This window comes from Aquirufa sp. (assembly GCF_044239315.1).
Classification (GTDB): domain Bacteria; phylum Bacteroidota; class Bacteroidia; order Cytophagales; family Spirosomataceae; genus Aquirufa.
In genome coordinates this window covers 1-19,085 of the sequence record NZ_JBIIBQ010000012.1, presented here as the reverse complement: position 1 = coordinate 19,085, position 19,085 = coordinate 1, and the positions used below count along the sequence as shown (strand labels likewise).

Sequence of the window (19,085 nt, the reverse complement as noted above, 5' to 3'; positions counted from 1 at the left end):
GTTTACTTTTCAATATCTAATAACTCCACTTCAAAAATTAAAGCAGAATAAGGCTTAATAGCTTGTCCACCTCCACGAACGCCATAGGCTAAGTTTTGGGGAACAAATAATTTGAATTTAGAACCAACGGGCATTAATTGTAATGCTTCAACCCATCCCTGAATGACGCCATTTACCGGAAAAGTGATAGGCTCGCCTCGCTGTACGGAAGAATCAAATATTTCTCCATTAATTAATGTCCCGTGGTAATGTGTTTTCACTTTATCCGTTATTATCGGCTTAGGACCTGTTCCTAATTTGATGATTTTGTATTGTAACCCAGATTCAGTCACAAGGATGGAATCCTTCTTTTTATTTTCTGCCAAAAACTTCTCTCCAGCCTCTTTATTAGGCAAAAACTGCTTGGATTGTTCTAAGGCTTGTGCCTCTTGGTTTTTCATCATGTAAGCTTGAACCACATTTTGACATTCTTGCTCTGTCATTTTCAACGTAGCACCTTGCGTTGCTGCTTCGAATCCTTTTGCAACCATTGCCGGATTTAATACCACTTTTTGAGACTTGAAATTTTGCGCAACTAGTACCCCTACTGCATAAGAAACAGAGTCTACTTGATTTGCGAAATCCTTAATTGGAACTCTCGTAACTGAAACAGTTAATTTAGGAACTGTAGTCTTTTTAGCTTTAGGCTTAGACTGTGCGAAAGCTGTAATGGACACAAAACAAGTTAAGATGGCTATAATTTTAAATTTCATAAGATGATTTATTATTTCTAAACAAAGATTCGAAGATACAGAAATTTGCCTTTTTTTCAAGAATATTAACGGCATTTAACAAGCGTCTAGAATCTCCCCATTTTCAATTCTTTAAAAAGTCTTATGATTATCGACTTTTTTTTTGTTAAATCATGGGATTATTCAAATTTCGTAGCTAATTTTGCACCCGAAATTTGATTCAAAATAAATTAGTAAAAATCAATAAACCCTCCAGTTTATATGGCATCAGTAAGACCAGATGAAGTTTCAGCAATTTTAAGGGAACAATTATCCCAAGCTAAAACTGTCGCAGAATTAGAAGAAGTAGGTACCGTACTCCAAGTGGGTGATGGTGTGGCACGTATTTATGGCCTATCTAACGTACAAGCAGGTGAGTTGATCGTTTTTGAAAACGGTCTGAAAGCTTTAGCCTTGAACCTAGAAGAGGATAACGTAGGTGCTGTATTATTAGGGGACTCTAGCTCTGTAAAGGAGGGTGATACCGTAAAAAGAACAAACCTAATCGCCTCTGTTAAAGTAGGTGATGGTATTTTAGGTCGCGTAGTAAATACTTTAGGTGAGCCTATCGACGGAAACGGTCCTATTACTGGAGATTTATACGAGATGCCTTTAGAGCGTAAAGCGCCAGGAGTTATCTTCCGTCAGCCCGTAACTGAACCATTACAATCAGGTATCAAAGCAATCGATGCGATGATCCCCGTAGGTCGCGGTCAACGTGAGCTAGTAATCGGTGACCGTCAAACAGGTAAAACTGCGGTTTGTATCGATACCATTATCAATCAAAAAGAATTTTACGACAAAGGCGAGCCGGTATTCTGTATCTATGTAGCCATTGGTCAAAAAGCATCTACCGTTAAGCAAATCGAGCAAACGCTTCGTAAAGCTGGCGCGATGGATTATACAGTTGTTGTTTCAGCATCCGCAGGAGATCCTGCACCGATGCAATTCTACGCTCCATTTACGGGCGCAGCTATCGGTGAATTCTTCCGTGATACAGGTCGTCCAGCCTTAGTTGTTTATGATGACTTGTCTAAGCAAGCGGTTGCTTACCGTGAAGTTTCTTTATTATTACGTCGTCCACCAGGACGTGAGGCGTATCCAGGAGACGTTTTCTACCTTCACTCTCGTTTATTGGAGCGTGCTGCGAAGATTAACAACTCAGACGAGATCGCTCGCAACATGAACGACTTACCAGAATCGATCAAACACTTAGTGAAAGGTGGCGGTAGCTTAACAGCTCTTCCGATTATCGAAACACAAGCGGGTGACGTTTCAGCTTACATTCCTACAAACGTAATTTCCATCACAGATGGTCAAATCTTCTTAGAAACAAACTTATTCAACGCAGGTATTCGTCCAGCGATTAACGTAGGTATCTCCGTTTCTCGTGTAGGTGGTAACGCACAGATCAAGTCCATGAAGAAGGTAGCAGGTACCTTAAAATTAGATCAAGCTCAATTCCGTGAATTAGAGGCCTTCTCTAAATTCGGTTCTGACTTAGATGCCTCGACTAAGTTAACGATCGATCGTGGTCGCCGTAACTTAGAAATGTTGAAGCAACCACAATTCGCCCCACAACGTGTGGAAGAGCAAGTTGCGATGATTTATTTAGCAACAACGGGTAATTTAGATAACGTACCTGTTGAAAAAGTTCGTGAATTCGAACAAGATTTCATTCAAGTTTTACGTGCGACAGAAAATGATACGTTAGTAGCATTAGGTCAAGGTAAATACGATGATACCTTAACAGCTACCTTGAAGCGTGTGGGTAATGAAGTAGCAGCTAAGTACAAAGCATAAAATTAACAGACTATGGCTTCCTTAAAAGAAGTAAGAAATAGAATTGTATCCGTTAACTCGACGCAGCAAATCACGAAAGCCATGAAAATGGTTTCGGCGGCTAAATTGCGTCGTGCGCAGGATGCGATACACCAGATGCGTCCTTACGCTAAAAAATTAGCCGAAATGATTGCCACAGTTTCTGCACAATCAGATGCTGGTTCAGAAAATCCTTTCACTGAGGTGCGTGAAATTAAGAATGCCCTAATCATTGTAGTTACCTCTGATCGTGGACTTTGCGGTGCATTTAATGCAAACGTAGCAAAAGCGACTATGGCTTTAGTTAATGAGAAATATGCTTCTCTTCAGGCAAGTGGGAATGTGGAAATTTTGGCCTTAGGAAAAAAAGGAGGAGAATACCTTTCTCGTCGTGGATACAAAGTGAATGATGCACATGCAGACATTTTCACTCGATTGAATTTCTCAAATGTGCGCGAAATTGGCGAAATAGTTCTAAACGCGTTCACGGAGAAACAATACGATGTAGTAGAAGTTCTTTTTAATTTCTCTAAAAACGTAGCAACTCAAATTATTCAAACAGAACAATTACTTCCTTTAGTTGCCTCTGAATCAGGCGAAAAAGCGAGTTCAGTTGATTATATTTTTGAGCCAACTGAAGAAGAAATTATTTCTGAATTAATTCCAAAGTCAATTAAATTATCCATCTTCCGTGCCCTATTAGAGTCTAATTCATCTGAACACGGCGCTCGTATGACTGCAATGGATAAAGCGACGGAAAATGCGGGAGAATTAATTAAAGCATTAAAATTAGAATATAACCGTTCACGTCAAGCAGCCATTACGAAGGAAATTTTAGAGATCGTAGGGGGTGCAGAGGCATTAAGCGCATAAGTATGAAAAAGGTATTATTTATTCTATTATCGGTTATTTCGACAGCTACAATCGCCCAAGGCATAAAAATGCCTGCGCCAAGTCCTGCACAAAGTATCAAGCAAGACTTTTCTTTATCATCGGTAGAGGTTAAATATTCTCGCCCTGTCATTAAAGGCCGTAAGATTTTTGGAGATATAGTTCCTTTTGGAAAATTATGGCGTACGGGAGCTAATTCTCCTACCACGGTTACTTTTAACGAAGATGTGAAAATTGCAGGTCAAGCTCTAAAGGCTGGAACCTATCAATTAATTTCAATACCCTCTCAATTTTCATGGGAAATCATCTTTAATAAAGGCACCAATGGCGTGTTTAACTACAAACCTGAAGAAGATGTGTTAAAGGTAAAAATTGCCGCAAGCGTATTATCTCAATCGGTTGAATCTTTTACCATTCATTTTGCAAATGTCATCTCTAATAAAATGGAAATGGTCATTTCATGGGAGAAAGTAGCTGTATCTATTCCAATTGAAACAGAGATTGATGCTAAAATTACTGCATCGATTGATAAAGCGATGGCAGCAGACACTAGACCCTATTTTGAATCAGCCTCTTACTATTTTGAAACAGGTAAAGATTTAAAGAAAGCGCTAGAGTGGGCAATGAAAGCTGTAGAAGCGAATGCTTCTGCGTATTGGATTTGGCACTTACAAGCAAAAATTCAAGCTAAGTTAGGCGATAAAGCTAGTGCAAAAGCAAGTGCAGAGAAATCAATAGCACTTGCTAAAGAAGGAAAAAATGAGGATTATGTGACGTTGAATTTAAAGTTAATCCAAAGCTTGTAAACGAAACAACCTCTAATCAAAAGCCTTTCTGACCGGGAAGGCTTTTTTTAGCTAAAATGAAAAACAACGTAGTACATAATACAGACGAGGAACAAGAGACAGCCGTCCTAGTAGCCGTCACTTCACAAAAGCAAAATGCCGAACAAACGGCAGAATACCTCGCGGAATTAGCTTTTTTAGCTTCTACCTCCGGAGTGGTCACGCTTCACAGTTTCACTCAGAACCTACCGAAACCAGACAATAAGACCTACGTAGGTAAAGGCAAATTTGAAGATATCATGGCCTACGTTATCGAAAAGGATGTGGATATGCTCATCTTTGACGACGACTTAAGCCCTTCACAGGTTCGCAACATCGAATTTAACATTCAAGAATACGGTAAAGAGGTCAAAGTATTAGATCGCAGTTTGTTGATTCTTAATATTTTTGCCCAAAGAGCACAAACCGTTCAAGCCCGCACCCAGGTAGAACTCGCACAATACCAATACATGTTACCTCGATTAACGCGTATGTGGTCTCACCTTTCCAAACAACGTGGTGGAGTCGGTATGCGTGGTCCAGGAGAGAAAGAATTAGAAACCGACCGTCGTATTGCTAACGATCGCATTGCCTTCTTAAAAGATAAATTAGAAGCCATAGACAAACAATCCTATACCCAACGCAAGAACCGTGACCGCATGGTCCGCGTTTCCTTAGTCGGTTATACGAACGTGGGCAAGTCCACTTTAATGCAAAAACTAGCAAAAACAGACGTTTTCGCCGAAAATAAATTATTCGCCACCGTAGACTCTACCGTCCGCAAAGTGGTTTGGGAAGGTATTCCCTTCTTATTAACCGACACCGTAGGATTTATTCGCAAGCTCCCTACCCTATTGATCGAATCCTTTAAATCGACCTTAGATGAGGTTCGCGAGGCAGATGTATTACTGCATGTGGTGGACATCTCCCACCCGAATTTTGAGGAACAAATCGAAGTCGTTCAAGGTATCCTTAACGAAATGGGTGTAGGCGACAAACCAACTATCTTAGTTTTTAACAAAATCGACCTCTTCCCTGTCGAAGATATTTTCTTCGAAGGATCAGAAGTCGGAATAGATGGCGAACCACAGTTGAGTAAAATGGACAGGGTAACTGTCTTTTTAAAGAACACACACTGGAAAACGAACATGCCTAAAACCGTATTCATTTCCGCAGAGCAACGCAGCAATTTAGCAGAGCTTCGCGAGACGATTATGGGCATGTTAAAAGATAAACATATGCAGATTTTCCCTAACTGGCTGGAGGGAAATCACCTGATGGGGCATAGTGATGGGTATACTCCAGAATAGATACAAATACCAAAGTTCAAAGTTCAAAGAACTTTAAAAAGATTGGCGCTGTAGTTCAACGGATAGAATAGGCGTTTCCTAAACGCTAGATCCGGGTTCGATTCCCGGCGGGGCCACCCAGAGGGAAGCAGAGGAGCGTTCCTTCTAAACGCTAGAGACGGCCGGGGTCGCGCTCGACTCGATTCCCGGCGGGGCCACATGACGCGCAGCGTCAGTCGCTAGTCACTAGTCGATAGTCGATAGTCAGTCCAGAGGAAATGAGTCCGAAGGAGACATTCACCATTTACCATTCTTTAGCGCTTTTTGCTTTGCTCTTTGGTCTTTGCTCTTCGGTCTTTGACGAATTTGGTAATTCAAAATAAAAATTTGAATTTTAAGCCAACTCGTAAAATTTGAAACAAAACCATGAAATTATCTGAACGGCTATCTCAAAGTCCTTACTTTTTCAAAGGGAGCAATTCGGTGTTTTTTGACTGGTTTTTAAAATTAGTCTATTCAAGAAAAGTTAGGAAAGGGGAATTCATCATTGAAGAAGGAGAGATTTGCGATAAATTATATTACATCGAGAAAGGTCTTGTCAGAATTTACAGAATTGAAGGTGATAAAGAAATTACTACTTGGTTTACCAAAGAAGGAGATTTTGTAACAACTGTGAATAGCTTTCATTTTGGACTACCTTCTAAAGAATATTTTGAAGCAATTGAAGATTCGGTTATCTATTATATCAATAAAAAATCCTATTTATATTTAGTTGAATTAAGTTCCAATTTTGCCAAATTTTCAATGGATGAGCTTTTAACTAATTTATGTGAGTATCAAAATCAATGTGAATTTCTACGAACGTTATCAGCTCAAGATCGATTGAAGTACATTGAAAACAAATATCCTTATTTACTAACTAGAGTTAAGCAAAAATACTTGTGCTCATTTTTAAATATTGAAGCAACCTATCTGTCAAAATTGATGAATCCAAAATCAGTAGAAAGTGAACAAAAAATCCCTGATTAAAAACCAGGGATTTAAGATACTCCGTGTTCTACAATAGTTTATTGAATTATTTTATCCATTCGGACAAATCGAAATAATAATCATCATTCTCTTTAAACCTCTCCCATCGCCTTTTGAATAGTTCAAACTGAACCTCATCACAAGGTAGTCTTAGTAAAAATTCGTCCCCATTATGAAGCTTAAAATCAAAATTTGCCTCATTTTTAATCGAAAAAAAGGTTAAGTTCTGAAAAGCAATATCTCTAATTAAAACGATTTCAAATCGGTTTAAATTTAAAACTTGATCGAATGTTTTGATCCTTAAGGCTTTCATCGCGCCCAAATTTATACCTTTTAAAAATAGCTAAAATTGTTATTTTGCAACTTTTAAAGAAAAAATCCGAACTACTTGAAATCGAAAACTTATTAGGGATTCCTACATTGCTCTTTGATCTTTGTTCTTTGCTATTTGATGACACGAAGCGTCAATCGTCAGTCAGTCCGGAACAATTTCCCTCCAATTTGTGTTACAAACTGATTAAACATATCCATTGAGTAGCACCTATACCCATCAACTTTACACTTGCGTAAATGATTTACCTCAAAAATGGGATCATGTTTCTGAATCGTGTATTTTCTTGCAGTCTAATTACCTAGGTGTTTTGGAAAAATCATCCCCTGCTAATATGCAATGCACGTTTGTAGGAGTTTTTGAGAAAGACGAATTAATAGCCACAGCTTTATTTCAGGAAATTGATTTAGCGTTATTAACTACTTTCGGAGATCGAGATCACTTTCTCTTAACTCGATTAAGAAATTTTCTCTTTCGTCAATACGCGTCAAAATTGCTCCTAGTGGGGAATAACATGTTAAGTGGCCAAAATGCCTATGCCTGTTTACCTGGAACTAATGAAGAAAAAGTTTTGGAAACGATCAAGAATATTTGTGATACTTGGCCTAATAAACCCCATCTAACTATTTTCAAAGACTTTACCCAGGACCAAACAAAGCCTTTTAACACAGCAAAATTTTCATCTGATTATCCATTTAGTTCACAACCTAATATGATCTTCGAAATTAAATCAAATTGGAAAAGGGAAGATGATTACGTTTTAGATTTAACAAAAAAATACCGCGATCAATTTAAACGTTGTCGAAAAAAAGGAAGTAGCCTTCGCAATCAAGAGTTAAGTTTAGAGGAGATCATCCAAAACGAAGAAATCCTCTATTCGCTCTACTTACATGTGGCAATAAATTCGCCATTTAATACATTTATACTCCCATTCAATCATTTCTCCATTTTCAAAAAACAACTAGGATCCGACTTTATATTACGAGGCTACTATGAAAATGAAAAGCTTGTGGGATTTACATCGGTTATTCGCCATGGAAAAGAATTAGAAACCTATTTTTTAGGTTATGACGTGAGCATTCAGCGAGAGAAAATGCTCTACTTGAATATGCTGTATGACCTTATTGATTGCGGAATAGTTCAAGGATTTGAACGAATTATTTTCGGTCGAACAGCACTTGAAATCAAAAGTTCCGTTGGTGCGGAAGCAGTTCCATTGAAAGGGATTATGCGGCACAGTTTTGGGGTAATACATACAAATCTTTCCTGGATCTTTCCGCTACTTGAACCCAAAGCAAAGTGGATTCAACGACACCCATTCAAAGATTAAACAGCGGATAAATCAACCAGGCATTCTACATTCGGATGCATCCATAAAAAAGAAGCAGGGCAATCCGTTCCAATTTTCTTCTCCATTATACGTTTTACAGCGTCTTGTTTGCCTTTTCCAGTAACTAAGAAAATAATTTTCTTGGATTGCATTATTCCTTCCATTCCTACGCAAAGTCCGTAGGCAGGCTCAGAACCTTGTGATAGAGTCGGATCGTGAGCGATAGTTGATTCAGCTAATACAGCTTTATGGAAATCGGGATTTAATACTTCTGCGGGCTCATTAAAGGCTATATGCCCATTTTTTCCCAAGCCCAAAATACAAATATCTAGTGGTCCATTTTCCTTGATAAACTGACCTATGCGCTGACACTCTGATTCCACTAATTCAGGTGCTGTATCAAATGAAATATACTGTTCTTCTGCAATGTCTAACGGCTCAAGTAAATGCTTCTTTAAATAACTCTCGCAAGAATCTGGATGACTTAATGGAATAATCCCCCACTCATCCATCTTAATTACGCGCATATTAGCATAAATCGACTTTTCTTTTGCCATTTCTGAATACATGCCAGTAGGACTACCTCCTGTTGCTGCACAAAATAATAATTCGGGGTTTTTCCGGACTTCAGATCCTATGAGTTGTGCTGCTTTCTCGCTCAATGTAGCATAATTCTCTAAATAGGTAATTTTCATTTTGCTTCGTTTATGGAGGCAATATACCAAATAAATAATAGAAGCTTTTTAGCCCATTGCAAATATTTAATTACTAATCCTAACTAGAAAATGAGATTATCAGTTAGTTGATAATTCATCGAATAAATCCACCTAAACAATGCCCAATGGGAATCAAAATAGCAGTTTATTGACTATTATCAGTTTAACTATATTTTGCTCGCTAAACCATTTAATAGCTTTTCTGTAGCTTGCCAATGACTTATTAAGAATGCCTAACCACAATCAGATGAATACCCCTAAATACCTAACCCCTTTTTATACTTTTATACTAATCTGTTTAATTTCAATTTCAAAGCTAAAAGCTGAGGATTGGAGTTATCAGATGGGTATAAATTCAACCAGATTCCGCTACGTAAGCCCCTCAGGTTTATCCCAAAATTCCTTCCAACCAGATGCAGGATTACATCTATCTATTCTTCGAAGTGATCGATTAATAAATCCAAGCAAAACAAAGAGTCGGTTTCTAAAAAAGCTAGACTATCATATAGGACTTGATATCAACCAATATAACGCTGTAGGTGAAACACAAAATATTCCCTTTTCTTACACCTCTAACTTTGTAGGAATCAAACTAGGAATCGGATCAAATGCGAATTTAGGCCGGGGATTGAATCTCGCTTATAGAGCTCAATCACATATAAACAAATTTGTTTTAGGATCACAAAAAATGGGAAATGAAGTATTCAACCTCCGAGGCAATTCCCAATTTGATCGAATTCAATGGCAACTAGGTGGAGAAGTCAAATTATCAAAAAAAATAAATTCGCAAGTCGCCACTTTTATTTTCTTTTCAGAAACTTGGCAGATGAATAATAGCCAATTAGACGGTAGTCAATTTGCCATTAATCCAACCTCCTTCGGGTTTGGAATTCAATATTCTATCCTTAAATAGCCATGAAAAAAAGTATACTATTCCTCCTATTTATAGGCTATTCCCTTGTTTCTTTAGGGCAAAATTCTGGGATTAACTACCAAGCGGTCATCTTAGATCCTAATCCAATCATGATGCCTGGAAATAATTATACCTCCCCTCCTCTTGGCAATACTAATCTTGAAATAAAATTCACTCTATTTAGTGGCCAACACCTTGATTATCAAGAATCACATACGACAAAAACAGATGCATTTGGATTAGTTAATTTGATAATTGGGAAAGGTCAGAAAATAAGTGCGAATACATTTGATGAAATGCGCTGGACGGATACACTCAAAATACTTCAAGTGGAGTTGAAATTCCCTTCTGCAGCTAATTTTATTGAAATCAGTCGATCTAGCCTTCAATATAGTCCCTATGCACTTTATGCTAAATCAGTTGATTATTTAAATGTAAAGGGGACTCCTACTAAATTATCCTACTTCCAAAATGATGTCGGACTTTTAAATCAAACAGATTTAACAACTTTACGGCTTGAAATTAAAAATCAAATTGATCAAATTATTGTCAATGATGTCCCTTTGGCTTCAGAACTTTTACCTGGAAAAATCAAACTTTCGGGCGATTTAAGCGGCCTGGCCATTGCACCTCTGATTAAGGAAAATGCCATCACTCCAGAGAAAATTTTAAATGGTGCAGTACATAGTTCCAAGCTAAAAGATTCTAGTGTAGTAGATCAAAAAATTGCCTTTGGCATTAATCCAGCTAAAGTAGGTCTTGATTTGGCAAACAACACTTCTGACCTAAACAAACCAATTAGCACGGCCACACAAACGGCCCTTGATTTAAAGGCATCTATTAGTGACCTAGCCACAAAAGCGAATACCACAGATTTGAACTTAAAAGCGCCTATAGCTTCTCCCAATTTTACAGGTACTGTATCTGGAATCACAGCAACTATGGTAGGGCTAGAGAACGTAAACAATACTTCAGATTTAGCGAAGCCAATTAGCACAAGCATGCAATCGGCACTTGACTTAAAAGGAAACATCAAAAAAGTGAATGGAATTTCTCCTGATGTTAATGGAAATATTGCTATCACTTTAAGTAAAAATTATACCGGTTTATATAATGGTGGAGTATTTATTACGAGTGCTGCTCCAATTGATGGCGATGTCTTTATTGTTTCAACAGATCCTGATGGCACCAATAATGGAAGAACCTTTATCTACCTAAACCCTGCTTGGAATGAAATAACAAATAATATTGGATCCACTGACGCCAGATATGTTCAATTAGCAGGAAGTACTCTTCAAGGTGATTTAATTTTTCCATCAGGCAAAAAAATTACCCTTACTGATTTGCCCACTACTTCCTTAGATGCGGTAAATAAAGACTATGTTGATGCCTCGAAAACGCTTGATGCTACCACATTAATAAACGGAAAGATTCGATTAGCTGGGGATTTAACCGGAACAGCTGCTAGTCCGGAGATAGCAAATGGCGCTATTACTGACACTAAAGTTGCTCTTGGAATAAATGCTAGTAAGGTAGGTTTAGGCTTTGTAAATAATACATCCGATTTAGCGAAACCAATTAGTACAAATACACAAACTGCCCTAGATTTAAAAGCTAGTATAGAGTCTGTAAATGTGAAAGCAAATACAAGTGATCTAGCACTAAAAGCTGATATTACGGATTTGAATCTAAAAGCCCCCCTTGCTTCCCCTACTTTTACAGGTAATGTATCGGGAATAAGCGCATCGATGGTAGGATTATCAAACGTGAACAATACCTCTGATCTAGAAAAAGTAATTAGCACTGCTACTCAGACGTCACTTGATCTAAAAGCATCTAACCTTGCTTTAGACCTGAAAGCAAATACGAGTGATTTAGCCTTAAAAGCAGACCTGACTACCGTAAATCTAAAAGCCCCCATTGCTTCACCTACCTTTACCGGAATCGTTAGTGGAATTACGGCAACCATGGTGGGGCTTAGCAATGTAGACAATACCTCAGATGTAAATAAAGCCATTAGTTCTGCAAATCAGGCAGCTTTAGATTTGAAAGCTACTACCTCAGACTTAGAGGCCGGTTTAGCTTCCAAAGCAGGCACCGCTTCTCCCACATTTACTGGTATTGTATCAGGTATTACGGCAACAATGGTAGGATTAGGTAATGTTAACAATACTGCAGATGCCAATAAACCTATCAGTACCGCTACCCAAGCAGCTTTAGATCTAAAAGGTACAGTTAAAAAAGTAAATGGGGTTTCCCCAAATGCGAATGGTGAAATTGCCATCTCATTAGGACGAAATTACACAGGTGTCTATAATGGAGGTTCATTTACAATCGCTGGCACACCAGTAGAGGGGGATATTTTTATAGTTTCTGGTGATCCTACTAGCGCGAATAATGGAAGGACATTCATCTATGTAAGCACGGTTTGGAATGAAATAACAAATAATATTGGAACAACAGATGCGCGCTATGTACAATTAGGAGGAAGTTCCCTACAAGGAAATTTAGAATTCCCTACAGGAAAGAAAATCACCTTAACAGATCTACCGAATCAACCCACAGATGCTGCAAACATGGCCTATGTTGATGCAACAAAAACAGTGGATGCCACCACGATACTCAATGGGAAAATTAGATTAGCCGGTGATTTATCGGGTACTGCTGATAGCCCCACTATAGCTACGGGTGCCGTAACTGATTCAAAAATAGCTTCCGGAATAAACCCTACTAAGGTTGGATTGGGAAATGTGAACAATACTACGGATGCATTGAAACCAATTAGCAATGCTACGCAAGCTGCTTTAGACTTAAAAGCGGGAATTGCATCTGTGGCATTAAAAGCTCCAATAGATGCCCCCACATTTACAGGCATCGTATCTGGAATAACTAAATCTATGATAGGACTCGCAAATGTCGATAACACAACTGATTTACTAAAGCCTATCAGCAATGCTACCCAAACAGCACTAGATTTAAAGGCATCCAATGTAGCACTCGCGCTAAAAGCAAATACGACAGACCTTAACTTAAAAGCTGACATTGCTGAATTGAATCTTAAGGCACCCATTGCTTCTCCTACATTCACAGGGACAGTTTCTGGTATTACAAAAAACATGATTGGGTTAGCAAATGTCGATAACACAACTGATTTACTTAAACCTATCAGTACGGCATCCCAAACAGCTCTAAATTTAAAAGCTAGTTTAACGGGTATAGAGACACTAACAAATAAAACGTTAACTGCTCCTACCTTCACTACTCCTGTACTCGGTACCCCAGCCTCAGGTACCGCTACTAATTTAACGGGATTACCCTTATCAACGGGTGTAATCGGAACATTAGCTGTTGGTAATGGAGGCACAGGCGCCACAACGATAACTGGACTTGTAAAAGGCAATGGAACTTCAGCAATGTCAGCTGCAATTATTGGAACAGATTTTAGTCTAGTACGTGAAATATCCGATGAATATACGGCTGGCTTAGGTCAAACGGTATTTAATTTAACGCAAACTAAATCAAGCAATGCATTACTGAAACTATACATCAATGGTGTTCGCATTTCAAAAACAGCTTTTAGCCTTTCTGGAACTTCATTCACGTACATACCTTCGAACAATGATAGCTATACACTAATTGCAGGTGACCGAATTCAAATTGATTATTTTTATTAAAGATGAAAAGAATCCTAATTCTTCTAATTATACCATTTTTTAGTTTTGCTCAACTAACGAAAACGGGGTTTCGACATACGAATCCGAACCTCTATGTTGATTTTAGTGGAAGAATCGGGGGAGGAAAAGGCCTGGAACGCTTTGGAAAGCAAACACTCACTTTTGTTTGCGGAAACACATTAACAATCGCACATACAACCTTAAATGGAGTGGCACCTCTCAATAAGACAGTGACCTACGGAACTGTAAAATCTTCACTTAGTGGTTCAGAAAAATGCTGGATAACCCAAAATCTAGGATCTACTAATCAAGCAACATCAGAAACGGATGCATCTGAGGCTGCTGCGGGTTGGTATTGGAAATTCAATAAGAAAAAAGGCTTCAAAAATGATGGCAACACAAGTACGCCTACCTTCACTACTACCTTTACGAATGAGATCTCAAATTGGTTAGCAGCAAATGACCCCTGTACCATTGAATTAGGGACTGGCTGGAGAATTCCTACCGTAACAGAATGGACAAATGTCAATAGTACTAACCTAAGAGCACAAGCCTATGCAGGCCCTTTAAAAATGCATGCTGCAGGGTTTCTTACTACTAGTTCAGGATTGCTTTATCGAGGTTCCCAGTTTTTTTATTGGAGTTCATCCAATTCAGATGCTTCTTTAGCTAAAGGTCTTGTCATTTATACGACTCAGACTTACAACCAAATATCCAATAATGATAAGGATGCTGGACTTTCAGTCCGTTGCATTCGCGATTAAAAGAACATGAAATACATCTTACTCTTCTTTTCGTTAACTGTATTTGCACAACAACCAAGTGAGGTATTCCCAGTATATTCGCAGCCAAAATCAAGACCCATTTCCATTGATAAAGTTATTATTCATATTAGAGAATTGAAAACAAAATCCTCTATTAAGTATGGGGAAGCTGTCGACTTCTACTTTAGAGAAATTGTTTCCGCAGGTAAAAATCAATGGCTCGAAAAATTAGAAGAATTCAGCCAAGATCCACAATGTCCGGCAAAAAATCGAATAAAAATAAATGAATATATCCTACGCTTGCGATCGTTGCAAATCGGAGAAATAGCACCGGATATTGTAGTAGATAATTATAGGCTATCTAATTTTAAATCAGAAAAACAAAGTATACTACTCCTATTTTATAGCCCATCTTGTTTCCATTGCACTGAATTGTTAATCGATTTAATCCCTTACTCCGTTAAAAAAAACTTACCCGTTATAGCATTACAGATAGATGAAGATATGAATCCATTTGTATTTCCTGAAAATTGGAAAAGTGTAAATGCTAATGCGGAAATACGCAAAATCTATGGGGTAATCTCAACACCCACTCTATTTTTAGTGAATTCAAAAAGTAGAAGAATTAGTGCAATTCCTGAAAACTTGTCTGAAATAAAAAAGTCAGAACATCTTTTTTGAATAAATTGACTTTTATCATTCTAAAATGTTTCTTTTTTGGGTAATTTACGAAATGAAACATTTAGCCCTTTTTAGTATAGGGATCATACTTTTTTCTTGTGGAAAGAAACAAGAAACAAGTCTTCCCACTGTAGGTCCTATCACAGAATCCATTTATGCCTCAGGCGTTTTAAAGACGGCTGATCAATACCAGGCATTTGTAACGGTAAATGGAATAATTAATGAAATTTTAGTACAAGAAGGCGATTCTGTACATGTAGGAAGTCCACTTTTGACCATCACAAACGAAACGCAGAAATTTAGTGCAGAAAATGCAGCCTTAGCAGCAAATTTTAATGACTTTACTGCGAATCAAGGTAAATTAGATGAGGCTAAATTGTTGATTGAAACGGCTAAAAATAAGTTTCGTGTTGATTCTTCCCTTTATAATCGCCAAAAAAACCTTTGGAATCAGCAAATCGGAACCAAAGTAGATTTTGAGCTTAAAGAATTAGCTTTCCAGACCTCAAAGTCCAACTATTTATCAGCCATCCAGAAATACAAAGATTTAAAAAGAGCGTTAGAATTCAGCTCTTCACAAGCCAAGAAAAACTTACAAATTTCTACAAATCAGGCACAGGATTTTACATTGAAGTCTAAATCGAATGGTATTGTATACAGCCTATTAAAAACAAAAGGAGAAATTGTAACCCCCCAAACACCCATTGCAATCATCGGTAATTTCAAAGATTTTGTTTTGGAATTACAAGTAGACGAAAACGACATTTTGAGAGTTAAAAATGGTCAAAATGTCCTCGTGACCTTAGATAGCTATAAAAAACAAGTATTCGAGGCGAAGGTCACTAAGATCTCAGAAATAATGAATGAGAGAAGTAAGACTTTTTTAGTGGAAGCTAAATTCACGAAAGCCCCGCCTAAGTTATTTCCAAATATCACATTTGAGGCTAACATCTTATTAAGCCAAAAAGAAAAGGTGATTTTAATTCCTAGAAATTTTCTTAAGAATGATTCAATTATCACGTTGGCAAATGGCGAAGAAAGAGTCGTGAAAATAGGATTAAAAGATTTTCAAAAAGCAGAGATTCTCTCCGGCCTAAAAGCCACTGAAGAGATCGTAAAGCCTAAATAATGAAATTCAAACTCGTTTATCAAGTTGCCTTTTCCTTATTAATTGCGCGATGGAAACAAACGCTAGTGGCCGCCATAGGTGTTACGATCAGTATTACTATGTTTGTGACCGTCCTAAGCTTTATGTCAGGACTTAATGATATGTTAGATGGATTAATCACGAATCGGACAGCTCATGTGAGAATTTATAAAGAGATTCAAATATCTGACAAGCAGCCCGCAGACTATCTAAACCCACAAGGACACAATTTCGTTTCCTCCATCAAACCTAAAAATGAGTTATTAGGGATCAATAATAGCAAGACGATTATCGAATCCATTAAGAAAGATGACCGCGTTTTAGGCGTAGCTCCTAAAATAAATGCACAAGTATTTTATAATGTGGGAGCGGTAGATTTGACTGGTGCTATTTTTGGTATAGATCCAGTGGAAGAAAATAGATTATTTAAGTTTAGTGATTATGTAACTGCAGGAAACTATATCGACCTTAAAAATATCCCGAATAGCATTGTTTTAGGTAAAGGAGTAGCCACTAAAATGATGGCCAATGTAGGCGATGTGATTCAAATAACAACCAGCAAAGGGGATCAAGTGGCACTGAGAGTAGTGGGTATATTTCAATCAGGGATTCAAGATTTAGATAATGTCCAAAGTTATTGTTCCCTTTCTACTACACAGAAAATTCTAGGAAAGCCAAGTAATTATATCACTGACATTCAGGTAAAACTCAAAGACATTTTATGGGCTCCTGAGGTAGCAAAAGAATACCGAAAAATTTATGAATTAAACGCGGTCGATATTCAGACCGCCAATTCTCAATTTGAAACCGGCAGCTCCGTTAGAACTCTCATCTCTTATGCCGTTGGAATTACTCTTTTGTTAGTGGCCGGATTCGGGATATACAATATTCTAAATATGATGATCTATGAAAAAATGGATTCCATCGCCATATTAAAAGCAGTAGGGTTTTCAGGAAAAGATGTGAATAAAATATTTATATCGATCGCATTGAGTATTGGAATTTTTGGCGGAATAATGGGGTTACTGATGGGCTTTGGCTTATCATCACTTATCGACCAAATTCCTTTTAATACCGAATCTCTTCCTACAATAAAAACCTATCCCATTAACTATAATCCGAGATTCTACTTAATTGGGGGGACATTTGCCATAGTAACTACCTATTTTGCCGGTTTCTTCCCTTCCAGAAAAGCGAGTGGAATTGATCCTGTCATCATCATAAGAGGAAAATAAAATGAACAAGGTCGTATTAGAAGCAAAAGAAATCACTAAATACTTTCACGACCCAGTGACAGTGAAAGTATTAGATAAAGTAAGCTTTAAACTAAATCAAAGCGAGTTCGTCTCTGCTATTGGCCGTTCCGGCTGTGGTAAATCTACCTTGCTCTATATCTTGTCCACCATGGATACAGATTACGAAGGTGATCTGCTTGTTGATGGCATATCTATGCGAGACAAAAAAGAAGGCGAACTTGCCATCGTTCGAAACGAAAAAATTGGTTTTGTTTTTCAGTTCCATTACTTACTCAACGAATTCTCGGTTCTTCGAAATGTGATGCTGCCTGGCCTTAAATTAGGCAAATTTTCAGAGAAAGAAATTGAACACAAGGCCTACGAAAAACTAAAGATATTAGGTATCGAAAACGAGGCCTTAAAGGATCCCAATCAGTTATCAGGAGGTCAAAAACAACGTGTTGCCATAGCTCGTGCTCTAATCAATGACCCTTTGTTAATTATGGGTGATGAACCAACAGGTAACCTCGATAAAAAGAATTCCGAAATTGTCTTCAATATATTCCAAGAGCTAGCAGAAGAATACAAACAAACGCTTCTTATTGTTACGCACGATAATGAATTTGCAGCAAGAACAACGCGAATCATTGAGATGGAAGACGGACATATCAAATAAAAAAAGGAGCTAAGGGTCATTAACCCTCGCTCCCTGCATTCATCTGTTCTATTATTATTTATAGTGGTTAGGCGGTATCAAATTCGCTTAAACAATAGTAGGGATTTAAGTTGAGAGGAGATAAAAAATAACAAAGTGTATGTTCCATTTTCGAAAATCCGAACTAATCACTTTAAAAAACATCCAAATTAGGCTTAGATATCGTTTTTTCTTTCTGAGTAAGCAGAAGGAGATTCTCCTACTAATTCCTTGAAGTTGACAAAAAAGGTTGTCCTGGATTGAAAACCAGACTCTAACCCAATCGCTTCCAAGGTAATTAGCTTGTCTTTCCCCGCATCAATTAATTCTTTTGCATGTCGAATACGCCAACGCATTCTTTGTTCTAGAAAATTTGATTGTTGTGTTTTTCTAAAATAGAAATTGAAATGATGAACAGGAATATCAAGGGAAGCAGATAGTTGTGCTAAAGAAAAAGTCGTCTTTAAAAAGGGTTTAAACTCTTCTAAATACAAATCCAATTTCGTCTCTATTTCAATTAATTTTTCTGCAGACAATTCGTAATTAGGGACTTTTAATTTAGCTTCCCGTTCTGCATTTATATACGGTGCATATAAAAATTCAGGAAAATAGAAGACACTTAAAGAGAGCACTAGATAAGATCCAAGACCTAAGTAATTCCAAGAAGTATTACCTTGATAAGTTAATTTAAAATGATCACTAGATGGCACGATTAAAAAGAAATAAACCAAAAAAATAATTAATAAAACTTGAAGTATTAGAAATCCAGGAATCCAATAATGCAACATGAAATTTTTTTCATTTCGTGAACGAAAGCGGAAATAAATTTGGCAACTATAAAAAACATATATACTGCTAAGCAATAGCTTAACATAAAAATGGAAACGTGCTGAAAAGAAAAATCCTAGTTGCTGCTTAACTAACTCATGAATGTCAAATTTGATTAATTCAGCTATTACTATTTTATGCGCAAAAG

At 37.5% G+C, this 19,085-nt stretch carries 16 protein-coding genes and 1 tRNA gene; 14 read left to right on the top strand and 3 right to left on the bottom strand.

Features of this window, described 5'->3' with window-relative positions:
- Nucleotides 1-2: 2 nt before the first annotated feature.
- On the bottom strand, nt 3-752 hold the full coding sequence (locus ACILP5_RS06015) for an FKBP-type peptidyl-prolyl cis-trans isomerase (protein WP_395617751.1): 750 nt from the start codon (nt 750-752) through the stop codon (nt 3-5).
- 240 nt (nt 753-992) lie between these two features.
- Here ACILP5_RS06015 and atpA point away from each other — a divergent pair, with 240 nt between their 5' ends.
- The 7 genes from atpA to ACILP5_RS05980 all read left to right on the top strand — a co-directional run bounded on the left by atpA (nt 993) and on the right by ACILP5_RS05980 (nt 8,285).
- The gene (atpA, locus tag ACILP5_RS06010) at nt 993-2,573 is read left to right on the top strand and encodes a F0F1 ATP synthase subunit alpha (RefSeq protein ID WP_395617750.1); all 1,581 of its coding nucleotides are present in this window, start codon (nt 993-995) and stop codon (nt 2,571-2,573) included.
- A gap of 12 nt (nt 2,574-2,585) precedes the next feature.
- Nucleotides 2,586-3,464 (top strand): ATP synthase F1 subunit gamma, encoded by an 879-nt coding sequence (gene atpG, locus ACILP5_RS06005; protein ID WP_395617749.1) that lies wholly within the window; start codon nt 2,586-2,588, stop codon nt 3,462-3,464.
- Between the two features lie 2 nt (nt 3,465-3,466).
- Nucleotides 3,467-4,288 (top strand): DUF2911 domain-containing protein, encoded by an 822-nt coding sequence (locus ACILP5_RS06000; protein ID WP_395617748.1) that lies wholly within the window; start codon nt 3,467-3,469, stop codon nt 4,286-4,288.
- 56 nt (nt 4,289-4,344) lie between these two features.
- The gene (hflX, locus tag ACILP5_RS05995) at nt 4,345-5,616 is read left to right on the top strand and encodes a GTPase HflX (RefSeq protein ID WP_395617747.1); all 1,272 of its coding nucleotides are present in this window, start codon (nt 4,345-4,347) and stop codon (nt 5,614-5,616) included.
- Between the two features lie 43 nt (nt 5,617-5,659).
- A tRNA-Arg gene (locus tag ACILP5_RS05990) sits at nt 5,660-5,736 on the top strand.
- A gap of 285 nt (nt 5,737-6,021) precedes the next feature.
- Nucleotides 6,022-6,624, top strand: coding sequence for a Crp/Fnr family transcriptional regulator (locus ACILP5_RS05985; protein WP_395617746.1), 603 nt, complete (start codon nt 6,022-6,024; stop codon nt 6,622-6,624).
- Between the two features lie 530 nt (nt 6,625-7,154).
- Nucleotides 7,155-8,285 carry a hypothetical protein gene (locus ACILP5_RS05980; RefSeq protein WP_395617745.1) on the top strand — a complete coding sequence of 377 codons (1,131 nt, stop codon included), beginning with the start codon at nt 7,155-7,157 and terminating at the stop codon, nt 8,283-8,285.
- Here the strand turns inward: ACILP5_RS05980 and ACILP5_RS05975 are convergent.
- A complete protein-coding gene (locus tag ACILP5_RS05975; RefSeq protein ID WP_395617744.1) occupies nt 8,282-8,980 on the bottom strand; it encodes a 6-phosphogluconolactonase in 699 nt (232 codons plus the stop codon). The genes ACILP5_RS05980 and ACILP5_RS05975 overlap by 4 nt on opposite strands.
- 268 nt (nt 8,981-9,248) lie before the next feature.
- On the opposite strand from ACILP5_RS05975, the gene ACILP5_RS05970 reads away from it, so the two are divergent.
- The 7 genes from ACILP5_RS05970 to ACILP5_RS05940 are packed head-to-tail and all read left to right on the top strand — an operon-like array spanning nt 9,249 to nt 18,091.
- Nucleotides 9,249-9,914 (top strand): hypothetical protein, encoded by a 666-nt coding sequence (locus ACILP5_RS05970; RefSeq protein ID WP_395617743.1) that lies wholly within the window; start codon nt 9,249-9,251, stop codon nt 9,912-9,914.
- 2 nt (nt 9,915-9,916) lie between these two features.
- A complete protein-coding gene (locus ACILP5_RS05965) occupies nt 9,917-13,588 on the top strand; it encodes a hypothetical protein (protein WP_395617742.1) in 3,672 nt (1,223 codons plus the stop codon).
- A 2-nt stretch (nt 13,589-13,590) separates the two neighbouring features.
- Nucleotides 13,591-14,352, top strand: coding sequence for a hypothetical protein (locus ACILP5_RS05960; RefSeq protein WP_395617741.1), 762 nt, complete (start codon nt 13,591-13,593; stop codon nt 14,350-14,352).
- Between the two features lie 6 nt (nt 14,353-14,358).
- Nucleotides 14,359-15,033 (top strand): peroxiredoxin family protein, encoded by a 675-nt coding sequence (locus tag ACILP5_RS05955; protein WP_395617740.1) that lies wholly within the window; start codon nt 14,359-14,361, stop codon nt 15,031-15,033.
- 25 nt (nt 15,034-15,058) lie between these two features.
- Entirely contained in the window at nt 15,059-16,162 is a 1,104-nt protein-coding gene (locus tag ACILP5_RS05950) for an efflux RND transporter periplasmic adaptor subunit (protein ID WP_395617739.1), read from the top strand.
- Entirely contained in the window at nt 16,162-17,415 is a 1,254-nt protein-coding gene (locus ACILP5_RS05945; protein WP_395617738.1) for an ABC transporter permease, read from the top strand. Before ACILP5_RS05950 ends, ACILP5_RS05945 begins: the two co-directional genes overlap by 1 nt.
- A 1-nt stretch (nt 17,416) precedes the next feature.
- Nucleotides 17,417-18,091 (top strand): ABC transporter ATP-binding protein, encoded by a 675-nt coding sequence (locus tag ACILP5_RS05940; protein ID WP_395617737.1) that lies wholly within the window; start codon nt 17,417-17,419, stop codon nt 18,089-18,091.
- A gap of 194 nt (nt 18,092-18,285) precedes the next feature.
- Here ACILP5_RS05940 and ACILP5_RS05935 read toward each other — a convergent pair.
- Nucleotides 18,286-19,085 (bottom strand): helix-turn-helix domain-containing protein (locus ACILP5_RS05935; protein WP_395617736.1); only part of this gene is annotated, 800 nt, incomplete at its 5' end.